A 15,531-nucleotide genomic window follows, 5' to 3' on the forward strand; every position below is an offset into this window, starting at 1 on the left:
CCCCCACCGGGCCGGGGCGGCCCGGCCCCCGGCGGGGGCCCCGGCGGCGACCGGTCGGGATCAGGCGCCATCCATGACACGAGCGGAGGAAGCGGGCGTGACGCAGACGGAGTTCCGGCGGGCACAGACGTTGACGCTCTATTGGCACGAGGGAGAGCTGACCGCCGAGAATTACCTGGAGAGCCGTTCCACCGACGCGGAGACCGACAACGCGGTGGCCGTGGACGTGCAGGCACTGGCCCTCCTGGAGCACTTCACCGACTGGTCGACGGTGGAGAAGGTGGCCGCCGGGCTCGGTGAATTCGACACGGGTTCAGTGCGCGAGGCCGTCCTTGCCCTGGCCGAAGCCGGGTTGCTGCTCGACCGGGACGGCGCGCGGCGCGAGGAGCGGTTCCTGCGGGCCTGGCGCGACTGGGGCGAGGAGGCCAGATTCTTCCACTTCGGCACCCGCAACACCATCTACACCGGAGACGGCGTGGACCAGCGCCGCGCGGACGCCCGGTGGATACGGCAGACCGGCGGTACGCCTCCGGCCATCTTCAAGTCGTATCCGGAAGCGCCGCGGGTCTACCTGCCGCGGATGTTCCTGCCGCTGTCGGATCAGTTCGGAGAGGTGTTGACGCGACGGCGGACGCACCGGGTGTTCACGGGCGAGCCGGTGAGCCTGGCGCAGTTGTCCATGGCGCTGTTCTACACCTTCGCGCCGATGCAGCTCTACGACGCCGGAGACCTGGGCACGCTGATACTGAAGACGAGCCCCTGTGGAGGCGCCCGGCACGAGTTCGAGGGTTACGTGGCGATCCTCGACGTCGAGGACGTTCCGCCCGGCCTCTACCACTACAACGCTGAGGCGCACGCGCTGGAACTCGTCGATGCGGAATTCGACCGTGCGCGGCTGCACCGTCTGACGTTCGAATCGGAGATGTGCACGCCGTCGGCCTTCGTTTGTTTCGTGACCGCCGTGTTCGAACGGACCATGTACAAGTACCGGCATTCGCGGGCGCTGCGGGTGACGCTGCTGTCGGCCGGACATCTGGGGCAGACCTTCGTGCTGACATCGACCGCGGTCGGACTCGGCGCCTGGCAGAGCGCGGCGTTCCGCGACGAGGAAGTCGACGAGGCGCTCGGCGTGGACGGATTCTCCGAAGGGGTGCTGTACATGTTCGGCGCCGGGGTGCCCGAACTGGACGACACCGGGATGCCCGCCGGGACCAACCGGGCCGGGCTGACCGATCCGACGCGGCTCGTCGCGGCCCACCGGGCCGTCGATCCGGCGGGTGGCGCTGACGGGTGAGCGGCTCGGTCGCGGCGTACCGGCGGCTGTGGCGGCACCGATGGGTGCCCGCACTGCTGCTGGTGGGCGTGTGCGCCCGGGTACCCCTGCAGGCGTACGTCTTCGCGGTGCTCCTGCTGACGGTGGAGCGGACCGGCTCCTACCCGGTGGCGGGCGTGGTGACCGCCGCGACCGGCATCGCCTACGCCGTCGCAGTGCCGGTCCACGGACGGCTCGTCGACCGGTTCGGGCAGACCTGGCCGCTGCGGATCGCGTCCGCCGTCAACGCCGTCGCCTTCACCGGCCTGCTGGTGAGCGCCGAAGTCCGGCCGACGGCGGGACTCCTCGCCGGGTGGGCCGCCGCGGTCGGGCTGTCCCTTCCCCCGGTGGCCGCCTCCGCGCGAGCGCTGTGGTCGCGGGTGATCGACGATGAGGCGGTACGGCGTACCGCGCTGGCGGTGGACGCCATGGTGCTCGACATCGCGTTGATCATCGGGCCGTTGCTGGTCACCGCCGTCAGCGCGGCGGTAGGGCCGGGCTGGGCGGTGGGCGGCTGCGCGGTGGTGCTGCTCGGCGGCACCCTGTGGTTCAGCACGCTGCCGCCTTCACGGTCCTGGACACCGGCTCGGCGCGGGGGCGGACTGGCCGGTCCGCTACGGTCGCCGGGCATCGTCGTCCTGCTAGTCGTCTCCCTGCTCACCGGGGCACTGCTCGGGGTCGCGCGAATCGGCTTCGTGGAGTTCGCCGACGAGTTCGCCGACGGGGCCGCGGGCGGGCTGGGGCTTGCGGCCTTCGGCGCGGGGAGTCTGCTGGGCGGACTGGCGTACGGCGCGCGGTCCTGGCGGTGGGACGCCGCCATGCGGATGCGGGTGATCCTCGCCGGATACGCGTGCGGCGTCGGGGCACTCGCCCTGGCGCCGAACATCCCGGTGCTGGTCGCGCTGTCGCTGCCCGCCGGCTTCTTCCTCGCTCCCTTGGTCATCTGCACCTTCGAACTCATTGGCCGCTGCGCCCCTGAAGGCACCTTGACCGAGGCCTTCGCCTGGGGCATCACGGCCACCTTCGCCGGGTCGGCACTGGGCAACGTCGTCGCCGGCGCGCTGGCGGGCGCTGAGTTGTCCCCAGGCATCGCGTTCGCCGTCGCCGCGGGCTTCGCCGTACTGGCCGCCGCCATCGTCACCGCCGGCACCAAGGCCCTCGCCGACCGGAGCACCCACGAGGCCGCCGTCCCGACGGCGAGCGGTACCGATGACATCGCTGAGAAGGGCTCCTGATGCACGTGCTCGCAAGCCGCTCCGCCCGCGTCGTCGCGGCGGTGGCGGCAGTTCTCCTGGCGGTCGGCTGCGCCGGTGCTTCCCGGCAGCCGGTCAGGGCCGCCGGGACACCCGGCTTCGCTTCGGTCACCGTCCGCGACTGCGGCGGAGTCGAATCGGTGATCAGCTCACCGCCCAGGCGAGCGGTGGTGCTGACGCCGAGCGTTCTGGAACTACTGCTCTGGCTCGACCTCGGCGACCGGGTGGCGGCGACCGGGCAGCAGCCCAGGCCCGGCGCTCTGCCACCGCGGTTCGCCCAGCAGGCCGCCGCGATTCCCGCACTGTCCGGCAAGTACACGGCGGGCAGCGGCTACCAGCCCGTGCCGCGCGAGGAACTGCTGTCCGCACAGCCCGACCTGGTCCTCGGCGGCTTCGCCAGCAACTTCGAGGCCGCGGGCGCGGTGTCCCAGGAGAAGCTGGCCGCGGACGGGATACCGTCCTACCTGGCCCTCTCCACCGCGTGCGAGTCCGCGGTCACCGCACCGCAGACCGGCTTCGAGCTGGTGTGGCGCGATCTGGAGAACCTCGGCCGGATCTTCGGCGTGCCGGAACGGGCGGCGAAGGTCGTCGCCGGGATGAAGCAGAAGATCGCCCCGCTCCGGGCACGGGTGGAGAAGGCCGAACGGCCCACCGTGTTCCCGTTCGAGTTCGACGAGGGCACCGGTACGCCGTACGCGCCGGGCAACCGGCAGACGATCAACGCGGTCATCGAGACCGCCGGGGGGCGCAATGTCTTCGGTGACCAGGACAAGGCGTACACCAAGGTCGGCTGGGAGGAGGTCGTGGCCCGCGACCCGGAGGTCATCCTGATCGTGATCTATGACAAGGGCGATCCCGCCGCCAACGACGTACGTTTCACCGAAGCCGAGAAGTTCCTCACCGGCAGCCAGGCGTTGCGCGGAGTGCGGGCAGTGACCGGCAAGCGCTTCGCCCGGCTGGTCTACGAATCGGCCTCGGTGGGCGGCGTGCGCAATGCCGACGCCGTGGTCGAACTCGCCGGGCAGTTGCACCCAGCCGGATGACGACTCTCAAGCCCGGCGCGGTGGTGACGTCGGCTTCTTCCCGTCAGCGCCGCCATACCGCGCGGGTCGCGTACTCCGTTCTGCTCTGCGTGCTGATGGCGGGCCTGGCCGTTTCGGTACTGCTCGGCACGGTGGATGTACCCGTGGGCACGGTGGGCCGCATCGTGGTCTGGCACCTGACCGGCCAGGGTGATCCCGCCACCTGGACCGTCAGCCAGGACGCCGTGGTGTGGAACCTGCGGCTGCCGAGGGCGCTGCTGGCCGCGCTGGTCGGCGCGGGACTCGCCATATCGGGGGCCGCCACCCAGGCGCTCGTGCGCAACCCGCTGGCCGACCCCTACGTCCTGGGCCTGACCTACGGAGCGGCCGTGGGAGCGGTGGCGGTGATCATCACCGGGGTGGCCCCGCTCGGCGGCGCGTCGACCGGCATCGCCGCCTTCCTCGGCGCGCTCGGCGCGTTCGCCGTCGTCTACACCCTCGCTCGGACGGGAGGCACCCTTGCCCCGTTGCGACTGATCCTTTCCGGCATGGCCGTCACCTACGCGCTGTCCGGCATCACCAGCTTCCTGGTGCTGCAGGCCGACGACCCCGGCACCACCCATTCGGTACTGTTCTGGCTCTTCGGCAGTCTGGCGGAGGCGAGCTGGGCCGCACTCGGACTGCCCGCCGTCGTGCTGGCCGTGACGATCGTCGCTATGTTCGCGCAGGCCAGACCGCTCAACGCGCTACTGCTCGGCGACGAGACCGCCGCCGGGCTCGGCATTCCCGCAGCCCGGCTCCGCCGGTACCTGTTCCTGCTCATCACCCTGCTCACCGGTGTGATGGTCGCGCTCGCCGGAGGGGTCGGCTTCATCGGTCTCATCGTGCCGCATGCCGCGCGACTGCTCGTGGGCAGCGACCACCGCAGGCTGCTGCCCGTGGCGGCCCTCGCCGGAGCGGGCTTCCTCGTCCTCGTGGACATCGCCGCGCGAACCGCCCTGCACCCACAGGAACTGCCCGTCGGGATCGTCACCAGCGTCATCGGCGCTCCGCTGTTCCTCTGGCTCGTCCACACCCGCGCCCGCGACACCACCGGACTGTGACCTCACGATGACCAGCCTGGACCTGCACGACGTGCACATCACCATCGGCGGGACGCCGATCGTCACCGGTGTCGATCTCAGCGTCCCGGCCGGGCGGCGAGTCGGGGTCATCGGCCCCAACGGCAGCGGCAAGAGCACCCTGCTGCGCGCCGTGTACCGGCACCTGCCCCTCGCCAGGGGGAGCATCACCGTGGGCGGCGAGGACCTGCTGCGGCTCAAGCCACGCCGCGCCGCCCGGTTGATCGCCGTCATGCCCCAGGAGACGCGGTCCGACTTCGACGTCACCGTCTGGGAAATGGCCGCGATCGGCCGCACTCCCCACAAGCGGCCCTTCGCTGCCGACACCGCCGAGGACGTCGCCATCATCGACGACGCGCTCACCCGCGCCGGAGTCGGCCATCTCGCCCACCGTCACTTCGCCACCCTTTCCGGCGGCGAGAAACAGCGGGTCCTGCTCGCCCGTGCGCTGGCCCAGCAAGCATCCCTGCTCGTGCTGGACGAGCCCACCAACCACCTCGACGTTCGTCACCAGTTCGAGCTGCTCGACCTGGTGACGGCCGCCGGCACGACGGTCCTCGCCGCCCTGCACGATCTCAACCTGGCCGCCGCCTACTGCGACCACCTTTACGTCCTGCGCGCGGGACGCGTAGTGGCGCACGGGCCACCGGACGAGGTCCTCACACCGCGACTCGTCGGCGAGGTGTTCGGTGTCGACGCCCACATCACCACCACCCCGGACACCGGCGCCCCCCACCTCATCCTCCGCCCTCGGGGCGCCACCGACGCGCCCCGAGGCCCGGAGGTCGAATGAGCGACCTGCCGACACCGCTCAAGCGGCGCGGTCGGCAGCTCGCAGTGACGCCGCCAACTGGTCACGAGCGCGGGCGACCCGGGACCGCACAGTGCCGATCGGACAGCCGAGCAGCGCGGCGGCCTCCGCGTACGACAGGCCGATCAGTTGCGTGGTGACGAACGCCTCTCGCCGTTCCCGTGGAACCTCGTCGAGCAGTGCGGCGAGGACGACACCGTCCTCCAGGCCGGGTAACCCACGGGGACCGCACCGCTCCGCCGCGATCTGCCAGTCGGGCAGATCGGCGACGACCGGCCGCGCGGCGGCGGTACGGAAGCGGTCCATGACGACCCGCCGGGCTATGGAGATCAGCCAGACGCGGGCCGAGGACCGCCCGGCGAATCGCGGCAGGCTGCGCAACGCCCGCAGGAAGGTCTCCTGAGCCAGGTCGTCGGCGGAGTGGTCGTCGGTGAGGTAGGCGACGAAGCGGCGCACGTCCCCGTAGGCGGCCTGGGCGAAGGCGGACAGGTGGGCGGCTTCCCCGGCACGCGCTTTCATGGCCAGGGCGGTCAGTTCTTCGTCAGCGGCGCCTCGCCGGTCGCCGTCGATCGCGGTCATGTCGTTCATCCCTTGCTAGTCGGAACGCGCGAAGGATCGGCGAAGGGCCGCTCGGCTGCGGCTCCCGGCTCTCGGCTCCGCACGATGAAAGATCGGCTGGGGAGTCGGGCATGGGGTCTTCGGCTGGAAGGGTGATCCCAGTCGTTGAGGCGCGGCGCCGCCGCACATGGCGGGATGCCCCCTGGGAGGACCACAGGGCATGCCGTGCCAGCCGAGGGGTGTTCCCGGCATCGTCTAGGAGACGGCCCAGCCCTCGGAACAGGCGATCACGCGGGGCGGCCCACTGTCAGCGTCGACCGGCGTGATGACCGGACGGCATGGGGGCTCCTCGATTGAGCCACCCGCCGGACGAACCGTCACGCGGCGTTGCACGCCGCCGGGGGACCGCGTCGATGGATCGCCGTGGTGACCATCGACAGCGAGGGAGACTCCGTCTCGCGCGGGGAGACGTCGTACCACGGGTGGCTGTCCTCAGACGGCAGGACCGATGGCCGACACCACAGGGAGATCGTCGGCCCGCCCCACAGCCGGAGCATTAGCCACAGTGCGCTTTCACCCCGATGGAGCCACCACCCGGTCAGGCCCGCCACAGCGAGGTGGACGGCGGCCATTCCCGGTCCCGGGCCATCATGTCCATGTTCGGCGTGCGCTTCCGGCAGGGGCGCGCCCCAGGCGAACAACTGGTGCAGCGCGACCTGAGCCCCGATCGCGGCCGCCATGACGGTCTCCCGCCCACGTTGGCGTCCGGCGAGCGCGCAGGCGAGTGCGAACGTGCCCAAGAAGCCGAGCCCCAAAGCGGCGAGCGCTACCCTGCCACCCCCCGCGAATGCGTGACCCGCGGTCGTCACGGCGACACATACCACCGCGAACACGCCGCTTCGCACGAGACGTAAGGGCAACTCCATGGGGAGCACGATGGCTATCGTCTCAGCCGACCGGCCCCTTGGGAAGAAGAATCTCGTGGTGCCGCCCGACGAACCGTGCTCCCCCAGGCGACGCTGAGAATCAGACCAGCGCGAGCTCGCGGCGTAGCCGGAGGCGGGCACGCAGGAACAGCACGACGGTCAGCACGACGGAGAACGCGATCCACGCCACGTACAGTCCGGGCAGTCCCAGGCCCGCGTGGACGCCGAGGAACCAGCCCAGCGGGATGAGCACCAGGTAGTCGCCCGTGACGTTGGCGACCATCACGGACCGGGTGTCGCCGGTGGCGCGCAGGAAGCAGCCGTAGGCCATGGCGTACACCATCGGGGCCATGCTCACCAGCGCGAGCGGCACCGCCTGCCAGGCGAGTCCGGCCGTGTGCGCGTCCCCAGTGACCAGTGACAGCAACGGGCGGCCCAGCACCAGCGCGCAACCGGCCGGCACCGCGTACACGATCAGCAGGAGCCGGACGCCGGTGCGCCGCCACCGCTCGGCCCGCGCCGGGTCGCGTGCGCCGAGTTCGTGCCCGGCCCGGATGGTGATGGCGGCTGCGGCGGAGTTCATCACGGTGAAGACGATGAGCAGCAGGTTGTCCACGATCCGGTAGGCGGCCAGTTCTGGGGTGCCCATCCGGGCCGCGAAGCCCGCGAGCAGCGCCTCGTTGAGGTAGCCGACGCCCATGGCGCTCATCTCCGGCCAGCCGATGCGCCACAGACCTCGCATCACTCCGGCGGCGTCGGCCTCCTCTCGCGTCTCGCGGGGGAGCCGGGCGCGGGCGTAGAGCAGCAGAAAGACGGTCCCGACGGCGGTGGCGGCGAGTGTGGCCACGGCCGCGCCCAGGACCCCGAGGCCGGCGGTGAAGATCAGCAGCAGGCCGAGCGGCAGGTTCACCACGTTGACCAGCACCGCGTTGTACATGGTCGCGCGGGTCACGCCGACGCCGGCGCAGGCGCTCTGCAGGGTGAAGGACGCGGCGGCGAACGGCACCGCGAACGCGAGCACGCGCAGGTAACCCGTGCCGGGCCCGATGAGTTCGGCCGAGGCCCCCAGCACGGTCAGCGCCGGTTCGGCGATCAGATACAGAATCGCGCCGATGGCGACTCCGGCGCCGGCCGAGGCGATCAGACCGACCCGTACCACGCGGGCCACCGCCCCGGGCGTCCCCGCTCCGTGCCCCCGGGCGACCATGATCTGGACGGCGGTCGCCCAGCCCCGCACGATCACCAGGGCGATCAGATAGATGGGGGCGGCGAGCGCGAAGGCGCCCAGCGCCTGGGTGGACGACCGGGCCAGCAGGACCGTGTCCACGATGTTGACGATGATCTGCGTCAGCCCGGCCACCAGCAGCGGCATGGCCAGCGCCCAAAGACGCCTGACGGACGGCTCTTCGCTCACAGAGCGGCCCGCGCGGCTTCCAGCAGCCCGGTGTCGCGGTCGAGCAGGATCACGGTGTCCACCCGCGATTCCCGCCACGCGGCGAGCCGGTCGGTGATCGCCCCGAGGGGGCCGAGCAGTGCCACCTCCTCCAGCAGCCGGTCCGGCACCGCCATCGTGGCCGCCGCCTTGTCGCCGTCGGCGAAGTGCTTGCGCACATCGTGAGCCGCGCCCTCGTAGCCCATCTGGGCGACCACGTCGGCATAGGTGTTGCGCACCCCGGGAGCGGCGGCGCCTATCAGGTGGGCGTACAGCGGGCGCAGTTTGTCGCGCCCTTCCTCGACCGTGGGGGCTTGGGCCACGTACAGGATGGGGCAGATCTTCACGTCGGCGGCGGATCGCCCGGCCCGCGCGATGCCCTCGTCCAGCGGGGCGCAGAGGGCGGCCTCGTGTTCGGGGGCGTACATGCCCGGCAGCCAGCCGTCGGCCAGTTCGCCGGTGAGGGTCAGGTTGTGCGGGCCGATGGCGGCCAGGTAGATGGGCAGGTACGGGCGCAGCGGCGTCATGTCGGCGCGGATCGGCCTGGCCCGGCCGGTCGAGCCCGGCCCGGTGTACGGCAGCGGGTAGATCTCCCCGTCGTACCGGACGCGCTCCTCGTGGGCGATTATCCTGCGGACGATCTCGACGTACTCGCGGGTCCGGCGCAGCGGACGCTCGTAGGGCCGGCCGTGCCAGCCTTCGACGATCCACGGGACCGACAGGCCGAGCCCCAGCACGAACCGGCCGTGCGACAGGACGTCGAGCGTCATCGCGGTCATCGCCGTCGCCGCGGGCGTCCGGGCCGGGATCTGCATGATGGCGGTGCCCAGCTCGATCCGCTCGGTGACCGCGGCGAGGTAGCCCAGCACGCTGACGGCGTCCGGCCCGTACTCCTCCACGCTCCAGACCGAATCGACGCCGATCCGCTCGGCGTGCCGGATGACGGGGAGCAACCGCTCGATGGGTTCTCCTCCGTAGCCCATGGCCAGTCCCAGCCGCATGCACTTTCCTCTCGTAGTGGTCAGGCGAACGGCAGCGGCCGCCGTACGAGGTCGTCCTCGGTGAGCGGTCCGGGAACCCAGCCCCGGGCGACGGGCTCGTTCAGCAGCCGGGAGCCGCCGAGGAACGGGAAGGCGGCCGGCGCGTTGCAGTACAGGCCGGGCACCAGCACCCGGGCCACGCTCAGCCCGGCCGCCCGCACGTCCCGGGTCGTCAGATCGACCGCGTACGCCCGCAGCCCCTGTTCGCGGAGCGAGGACAGCGGGCCGTTGGTCTCCGGTGGCAGCGGCGGGCCGGACGGGGCGCGCAGCCGGTCCAGCGCGGCGTCCTGCATGCGCTCGTCGAGGTAGACCTGGACGTTCACACGCACGTCGTTGAGGTCTTTCCAGTCAGGGCGCAGGCCGTCGAGATAGGCGCGGTCCGGCCGGTGGGCCAGGTACGGCCGGCGCGTGATCGTGCCGGCCCGGACCCCGCGCCAGAAGCCGCCGTCGCCGTCGAGCAGTTCCCGGGCGGTCTCATAGGTGCCGATCGCCTCGGTGAACGCCTTGGCGGCGGCTTCCTCGGCGGTGGCCCGGCAGGCGCTGCCGAAGCCCACCACCCGGTGCCGCCGATCTTCGACGAAGGCGGCGGCCACCATCGCGTCGAACGACGAGGGGACGCGCAGCAGCGAGACCGTGAGCCCGGCCTGCGCGGCTTCCCGCAGCGCGTCCGCCAGGGGACCGGCCGGCGGCGGGGGAAGCGGGGAGGCCGGAGCGCCGCTCATCCACCACAGCGTCACCGCGTCGCGTTCCAGCACTTCCCGCAGCGCCGCCACCCGTGCCGCAGAGGGCGTGTCAGCGGCGGCGGTACCGGCCAGCACGGGGTAGTTGGCAGGCGGCTCGTGCGCGCGCGGGCCGCGGTAGTAGTTGACGTACGCCAGCGAGGCGGGGACCAGGACGCGCCCGCCGCCGAACAGGTCCTCGGCGGCCGTCCAGGCGATCTCAAGATCGGCCGTCATCGGGGTGAACGGGAACCCGCGCGCCTCGTACTGGCTCTTGGAGTAGAGCGCGAAGTCCCGCGGATCGGCCGCGGGCTCCGCCAGCTCACGAAAGGCGGCGCGCGGCAGTCCCTTGGGCACGTGGTTGGCGCAGTAGCGTTCGGCGGCCTCGCCGATCGCCGCCCGGCGGGCCATGTCCTCGCCGCCCACGCTGGCGCCGCCGGTGACCGGGTCGGCGACCCAGGGCTGACGTGCCAGATGGGCGGAGTAGGAGACGAGACCGGAGATGACGCCCGGACGGTCCCGGCGTACCTTTCTGATCAGTCCGAGGCGGTCGTCGATCAGCAGGCGTCCGGCGTCGGCGTCCGCACGGACCGGGACGGCCGGACCACCGGGCAACGGCAGCACCGGGCGGTCCGACACCGCGACCGTCTGATCCGCTCTTCCCTGGGACACCGTCCGCAGGCGCCCATGGATCGTCTCGCCCGCCAGGTGGGCCATGACGTCTGCGGCCAGCAACGCCGCCGCGACCCCGGCGACCTCGGTGGGGCTCTCCTCATCGTCCTGCTCCGATGGGAGCCGACCGTCGGCGGCCAGCAGTCGCGCCCGCAGATCGGCATAGGTGACTCCGCCCGGGACGGTGAACGGTCCGACATGGACTCGCCCGGCGTCGGTATGGCTGCGATGCCATGAGACGCCGGCGTCGGCGCACCTGATGTCGAGATCCCGCCAGTGGCGGTCGGGCAGGCCGGCGGCGCATGAGACGAGGAGATCGGCTCCTGTGACGGTCTCGATGCCTCGCGGGGTCATGACCACTTCACCCACCGGAGCCAGAAGAACGGCCACGGCCCGCGCGACCCGGTCATGGCCCTCCACCAGCAGTCGTGGCCGCCGCACTCGGGCTCCTCTCGTCGATGTGAAGGCCGGGGCCGCGGGGACCCCGGCCCGGTGCCCGGGACGACGACTACTCGTCCTCCTCCTCACGCCATTCGAACGGCGAGTCCACCGCGGGGGTGTGGGACTTCAGGCACTGCGTGTCTTCGGGCTCGGCGAAACCTGGGTGCGCCATGTGCGTCCTCCTTAGGTCGCGCATATCGCCAGCTCTGCGTGCAATATGCAGTTGCGAACACCTTGCAATAACTTTAAGCACAGGTCCGCGGCCGATACAAGAAATCACTCTTCGAGTAATGCGCAGTCGGCACACTTGGTCCCATCCGGAACCCGGTAATAGAGGCAGCAGGTGGTGCGCCGAAATGTGAGGTCCGGTGCGAGCACGCCTTTTCCGGCCAGGCCGCCACGGCCGAGCAGCGTGGTGAGCAGCCGTCGCGCGGGGGCGGTGAGGTCCGGTCGTGCCGCCACGACGGAACGGCCGGCCTCCGCCAGTGCGGAGGCGGCGTTGCCGTACAGCAGCCCGGACGCGACCCTGACCCGTAACCCGGCGGCCAACGGTTCCAGATGCCCGCGGACCACCGTCTCGTACAGCAGGTCAGCGGCCTCCTCTTCGGTGCCGACCCGTCGGCCGGAGAGCGTCTTCAGGCGTAGCCGGGGTCCATCGTCGGCGCGGTCGAGCGCGGACAGATCGGGGAGCACCCCATGGCCGAGCACCGCGCCGAGCGCCGGGGACCACAGTCGCGCGGCGTGTCCCAACTGCGCGATCGACGCGCCGACCCGCAGTTCATCCGTACCGTACTTGGCCGCCGTGGCCTCGACCAGATCCGTGAAGCCCCGCTCGTAGTCATATCTCACGCTGTGCCAGCCGGCATCGTCGCCGCCGATCTGAAGGACGAAGAAGGGGCCGTATTCGGCCACCTCTGCCATGGACGCGTGAAGCGACGCCGAGAACGACGATCCCTGCGGTTCCAAGGCTATGGTGCTCCATTCCTGGGAAATGGCAGGGCCGGAAATCCGGTTCTCAGGACCACCTGTGGGACCCCGTTCTCCGGGTGTTCGGTGACCTCGGCGTCAACCCGGTAGACAGCGGCGAACAGGGCGGGAGTGAGCACCTCACGGGGAGTTCCCATCGCCACGACGGCTCCGGCGTCCATCACGCAGATGCGGTCGCAGAACGCGGCGGCCAGGTTGAGGTCGTGCAGCGCGATCACCGCGGTGACCCCCAGCCCGCGCACCAGCCGCAGCGCGTCGAGCTGGTGGCGCAGGTCCAGGTGGTTGGTCGGTTCGTCCAGCACCATCGTGCCGGGCTGCTGCGCGAGCGCCCGGGCGATGAGCACCCGCTGCTTCTCGCCGCCCGACAGCCGGTCGAAGGGCGCGTACGCCAGCCCGGCCACGTCCAGCCGCTCCAGTGCGCCCGCGATGATCGCCCGGTCGTCGGCGTCGTCGCCGTCGAACGCGCGCTTGTGCGGGGTGCGGCCCATCGCGACCACGTCGTAGACCGTGAGGTCGAAGTCGCCGGCCGTCTCCTGGAGCACCGCGGCCATCCTGCGGGCGAGCCACTGTCCCGGCATCCGCCAGACGTCCCGCCCGTCCAGCAGCACCCGCCCGGAGGTGGGGCGCCGCGCCCGGTAGAAGGTCCGCAACAGGGTGGACTTGCCCGCCCCGTTGGGGCCGGCCAGCCCGAGCACCTCGCCGGGCGCGACGTCTAACGTCACTCCCCTGACGAGATCCTTTCCTGCGACGCGCACCGACACGTCCTGTACGGCAAGCGCCGCCGCTCTCGCCGTCACCGCGATCGCCTCCGCATGAGCCACAGGAAGAAGGGGCCGCCGACCAGCGCGGTGATGATCCCGACCGGAATCTCCTCCGGGGAGATCAGCGTCCGGGCGAACAGGTCGGCCACGATGAGGAACGCCGCCCCGAGCAGCGCCGTGGCGGGCAGCGCCCGCCGATGGTCGGCGCCGATCAGCAGCCGCACTACATGCGGCATGATCAGCCCGACGAACCCGATCGACCCGCTGACCGCGACGATGGCGCCGATCATGACCGCCACCAGCACGAACAGCGCCGCCCGGAGGCGGTGCACGTCCAGCCCCAGCGCGGCGGCGGCCTCCTCCCCGGCCAGGAACAGGTTCAGGGGACGGGAGACGCCGAGCAGTACGGCGGTGCCCAGCAGCACGGCCGCCGCGGGCACCCACACCACCTGCCAGGTGGTGCCCGCCAGGCCGCCGAGCATCCAGCGCAGCGCCGACTGCGTCTTGTGCGGGTCACTGGAGGTCACCACCAGGAACCCGGCCACCGCCGAGAGCACTTCGGCCATCGCGACTCCGGCCAGCACCAGCCGTACGGTGGTCATCCGCCCGCCCGACCTGGCCAGGAAGTAGACCGCCACCAGCGCGGCCAGCGCCCCGGCGAACGCCGCCACCGGCAGCGAGAACGCCCCGAACAGGGTCAGGCCGAACACCACCACGCTCACCGCGCCGACGGTGGCGCCCGACGACACGCCGAGCAGCATCGGATCGGCCAGCGGGTTGCGGACCAGGGCCTGCAGCGCCATCCCGCACACCGAAAGCCCCGCCCCGATGACCGCGCACAGCAGTACGCGCGGCAGTCGTACGTCCATGACGATGGTCTCCCGCACGGGCGACCAGACCGGCTCGGCCAGCGCGGGATGGATCCGATGCGCCAGGATGCCCCACACCTGCTCCGGCGGCAGGGCGATCGACCCGGCCGCGATGCCCGCCGTGGCCGCCACGCCTAGCAGTACCACCAGCAGCCCGAGCAGCAGTGGGTAGGGTGCCCCCGGCCGCCGCGACGGGAGCCGGGCCGCCGGGGCATCGACGGCCCGGGCGTCCTCGGTCAGCTCCTTCACTTGAACCGGTCGGCGTGAATCTGGCGGGCCAGCGCCTCGACCGCCGACGGCGTCCGTACCCCGAGCACCACCGACGACAGCGGCAGCACCGCGAACCGCTGCTTCTTGATCGCCGGAACATCGGCGAGCGCCGGGTTGGACAGCAGGAACCGCTTCTTGTCGGCGACCGGCTGATCCCCGTAGTCGTAGATGACGATCCATTCCGGAGCGCGCTCGGCGACCTGCTCGAACGACACGTCGCCCCAGACCTTGCCCAGATCGGCGAACAGGTTCTCGGCGCCGGCCAGCTTGACGACCTCGTTGCCGACGCCCCGGCCACCGGCCGTGAAGGCGGTCTTGTCACCGCTGTCGTAGACGAACAGTTTGACCGGGGCGACCCCGGCCAGCTTCTCCTCGACCCCGTCGAGAGTGGCGTGCAGCGTCGCGAGGAGGGGGTCGGCGCGCTCGGGAACGCCAAAGATCTTGGCGAGGTTGCGGATCTCCTGGTCGATCATGGCCATCGTCACCGGACCGTCGGCGCACTCCTCGATGTTGAGGTAGGTGCGGATACCGGCTTTGCTCAGGACGTCGCGGCCGCGCCCCTCCTTCTCGTCGAAGGTGCTGGAGAAACCGCCGTAGACGAAGTCCGGCTCTTCGGCCAGCAACGCCTCATAGGCCGGGTACTTCGGCGACAGCACCTTCACGCCCTCGTAGGCGGCCTGATACTCGGGGAGGATCTTGTCGTCGAGGTAGCCGGTGCCGACCATGGACTCTTCCAGCCCGAGCGCCAGCAGCACCTCGGTGGCGTGCTGGTTGAGCGACACCGCGCGCCGGGGCGGGCGCTCGTAGGTGGTCTTGACGCCGCAGTTGTCGAGGGTGACCGGGAAACCCGCGGGCGCGGAGGCGGAAGCCGGGGCGGCCTGCCTGACGTCGGCGGGCGCGCCCCCGCACCCGGCGAGCAGCGCGCCGGCGATGAGGGCGGACAGCGGGGCGAGCAGCAGGAACGAAGGACGTCTGCCCGTCATGGAAGGTTCCTCTCACGGAATCTGCACGACGGGGCGGTAACTCCGGGATCCGGGAAACGGCATGGCGCAGACGTCGGCGCGGTGCCCGCGCGGCATCGCCGATCGGCGCGTCGGCCATGTCGGCCCGCTCCTCTCCGGGGAGATCCGCCCCAGTTCATCGAGGAGGCGACCGCGTGAGTCTCCTGGCTCTCGGGTCGAAGCTCGCCCCCGCCTTCCCACCCCGAGTGGGGCAGTGGCTCGGTGGGGGTCCGCTCGCCGATCACAGTGGCGGGACCGCGCCGGATTCACACCGGCTTCCTCGTCCGCGCTCGCCTTTCCGTCATCTTTTCATGAACCCGATCGATTCCCTAGGCG

Annotated in this window: 14 protein-coding genes and 1 riboswitch; of the genes, 5 read left to right on the forward strand and 9 right to left on the reverse strand. The window is 71.4% G+C overall.

What is annotated here, in order from left to right; all coding sequences use genetic code 11:
- Positions 1–97 precede the first annotated feature (97 nt).
- The 5 genes from P3X83_RS09180 to P3X83_RS09200 are packed head-to-tail and all read left to right on the forward strand — an operon-like array spanning position 98 to position 5,501.
- Positions 98–1,294, forward strand: coding sequence for a SagB/ThcOx family dehydrogenase (locus P3X83_RS09180; protein ID WP_277304487.1), 1,197 nt, complete (start codon positions 98–100; stop codon positions 1,292–1,294).
- Positions 1,291–2,547, forward strand: coding sequence for an MFS transporter (locus P3X83_RS09185; protein WP_277304488.1), 1,257 nt, complete (start codon positions 1,291–1,293; stop codon positions 2,545–2,547). Before P3X83_RS09180 ends, P3X83_RS09185 begins: the two co-directional genes overlap by 4 nt.
- Positions 2,547–3,608 (forward strand): ABC transporter substrate-binding protein, encoded by a 1,062-nt coding sequence (locus tag P3X83_RS09190; protein ID WP_277304489.1) that lies wholly within the window; start codon positions 2,547–2,549, stop codon positions 3,606–3,608. Before P3X83_RS09185 ends, P3X83_RS09190 begins: the two co-directional genes overlap by 1 nt.
- Positions 3,605–4,690 (forward strand): iron ABC transporter permease, encoded by a 1,086-nt coding sequence (locus P3X83_RS09195; protein ID WP_277304490.1) that lies wholly within the window; start codon positions 3,605–3,607, stop codon positions 4,688–4,690. Before P3X83_RS09190 ends, P3X83_RS09195 begins: the two co-directional genes overlap by 4 nt.
- Before the next feature lie 7 nt (positions 4,691–4,697).
- A complete protein-coding gene (locus P3X83_RS09200; protein ID WP_277304491.1) occupies positions 4,698–5,501 on the forward strand; it encodes an ABC transporter ATP-binding protein in 804 nt (267 codons plus the stop codon).
- An 18-nt stretch (positions 5,502–5,519) separates the two neighbouring features.
- On the opposite strand, the gene P3X83_RS09205 is transcribed toward P3X83_RS09200, so the two are convergent.
- The 9 genes from P3X83_RS09205 to P3X83_RS09245 all read right to left on the reverse strand — a co-directional run bounded on the left by P3X83_RS09205 (position 5,520) and on the right by P3X83_RS09245 (position 15,177).
- On the reverse strand, positions 5,520–6,098 hold the full coding sequence (locus P3X83_RS09205) for a sigma-70 family RNA polymerase sigma factor (RefSeq protein WP_277304492.1): 579 nt from the start codon (positions 6,096–6,098) through the stop codon (positions 5,520–5,522).
- A 356-nt stretch (positions 6,099–6,454) separates the two neighbouring features.
- On the reverse strand, positions 6,455–7,003 hold the full coding sequence (locus tag P3X83_RS09210) for a hypothetical protein (RefSeq protein ID WP_277304493.1): 549 nt from the start codon (positions 7,001–7,003) through the stop codon (positions 6,455–6,457).
- Positions 7,004–7,103: 100 nt separating this feature from the next.
- On the reverse strand, positions 7,104–8,417 hold the full coding sequence (locus P3X83_RS09215; protein ID WP_277304494.1) for an MATE family efflux transporter: 1,314 nt from the start codon (positions 8,415–8,417) through the stop codon (positions 7,104–7,106).
- The gene (locus P3X83_RS09220; RefSeq protein ID WP_277304495.1) at positions 8,414–9,436 is read right to left on the reverse strand and encodes an LLM class F420-dependent oxidoreductase; all 1,023 of its coding nucleotides are present in this window, start codon (positions 9,434–9,436) and stop codon (positions 8,414–8,416) included. The genes P3X83_RS09215 and P3X83_RS09220 overlap by 4 nt, the downstream gene beginning before the upstream one ends.
- A gap of 20 nt (positions 9,437–9,456) precedes the next feature.
- Positions 9,457–11,307 (reverse strand): YcaO-like family protein, encoded by a 1,851-nt coding sequence (locus P3X83_RS09225; RefSeq protein ID WP_277304496.1) that lies wholly within the window; start codon positions 11,305–11,307, stop codon positions 9,457–9,459.
- A gap of 276 nt (positions 11,308–11,583) precedes the next feature.
- The gene (locus P3X83_RS09230) at positions 11,584–12,228 is read right to left on the reverse strand and encodes a (2Fe-2S)-binding protein (RefSeq protein WP_277304497.1); all 645 of its coding nucleotides are present in this window, start codon (positions 12,226–12,228) and stop codon (positions 11,584–11,586) included.
- A 47-nt stretch (positions 12,229–12,275) separates the two neighbouring features.
- On the reverse strand, positions 12,276–13,016 hold the full coding sequence (locus P3X83_RS09235) for an ABC transporter ATP-binding protein (protein WP_277304498.1): 741 nt from the start codon (positions 13,014–13,016) through the stop codon (positions 12,276–12,278).
- Positions 13,017–13,087: 71 nt separating this feature from the next.
- The gene (locus P3X83_RS09240) at positions 13,088–14,173 is read right to left on the reverse strand and encodes an iron ABC transporter permease (RefSeq protein WP_277304499.1); all 1,086 of its coding nucleotides are present in this window, start codon (positions 14,171–14,173) and stop codon (positions 13,088–13,090) included.
- The gene (locus P3X83_RS09245; RefSeq protein ID WP_277304500.1) at positions 14,170–15,177 is read right to left on the reverse strand and encodes an ABC transporter substrate-binding protein; all 1,008 of its coding nucleotides are present in this window, start codon (positions 15,175–15,177) and stop codon (positions 14,170–14,172) included. The genes P3X83_RS09240 and P3X83_RS09245 overlap by 4 nt, the downstream gene beginning before the upstream one ends.
- A gap of 154 nt (positions 15,178–15,331) precedes the next feature.
- Positions 15,332–15,531, reverse strand: a riboswitch (cobalamin riboswitch).

The sequence above is a fragment of the Spongiactinospora sp. TRM90649 genome (assembly GCF_029382225.1).
GTDB lineage: Bacteria > Actinomycetota > Actinomycetes > Streptosporangiales > Streptosporangiaceae > Spongiactinospora.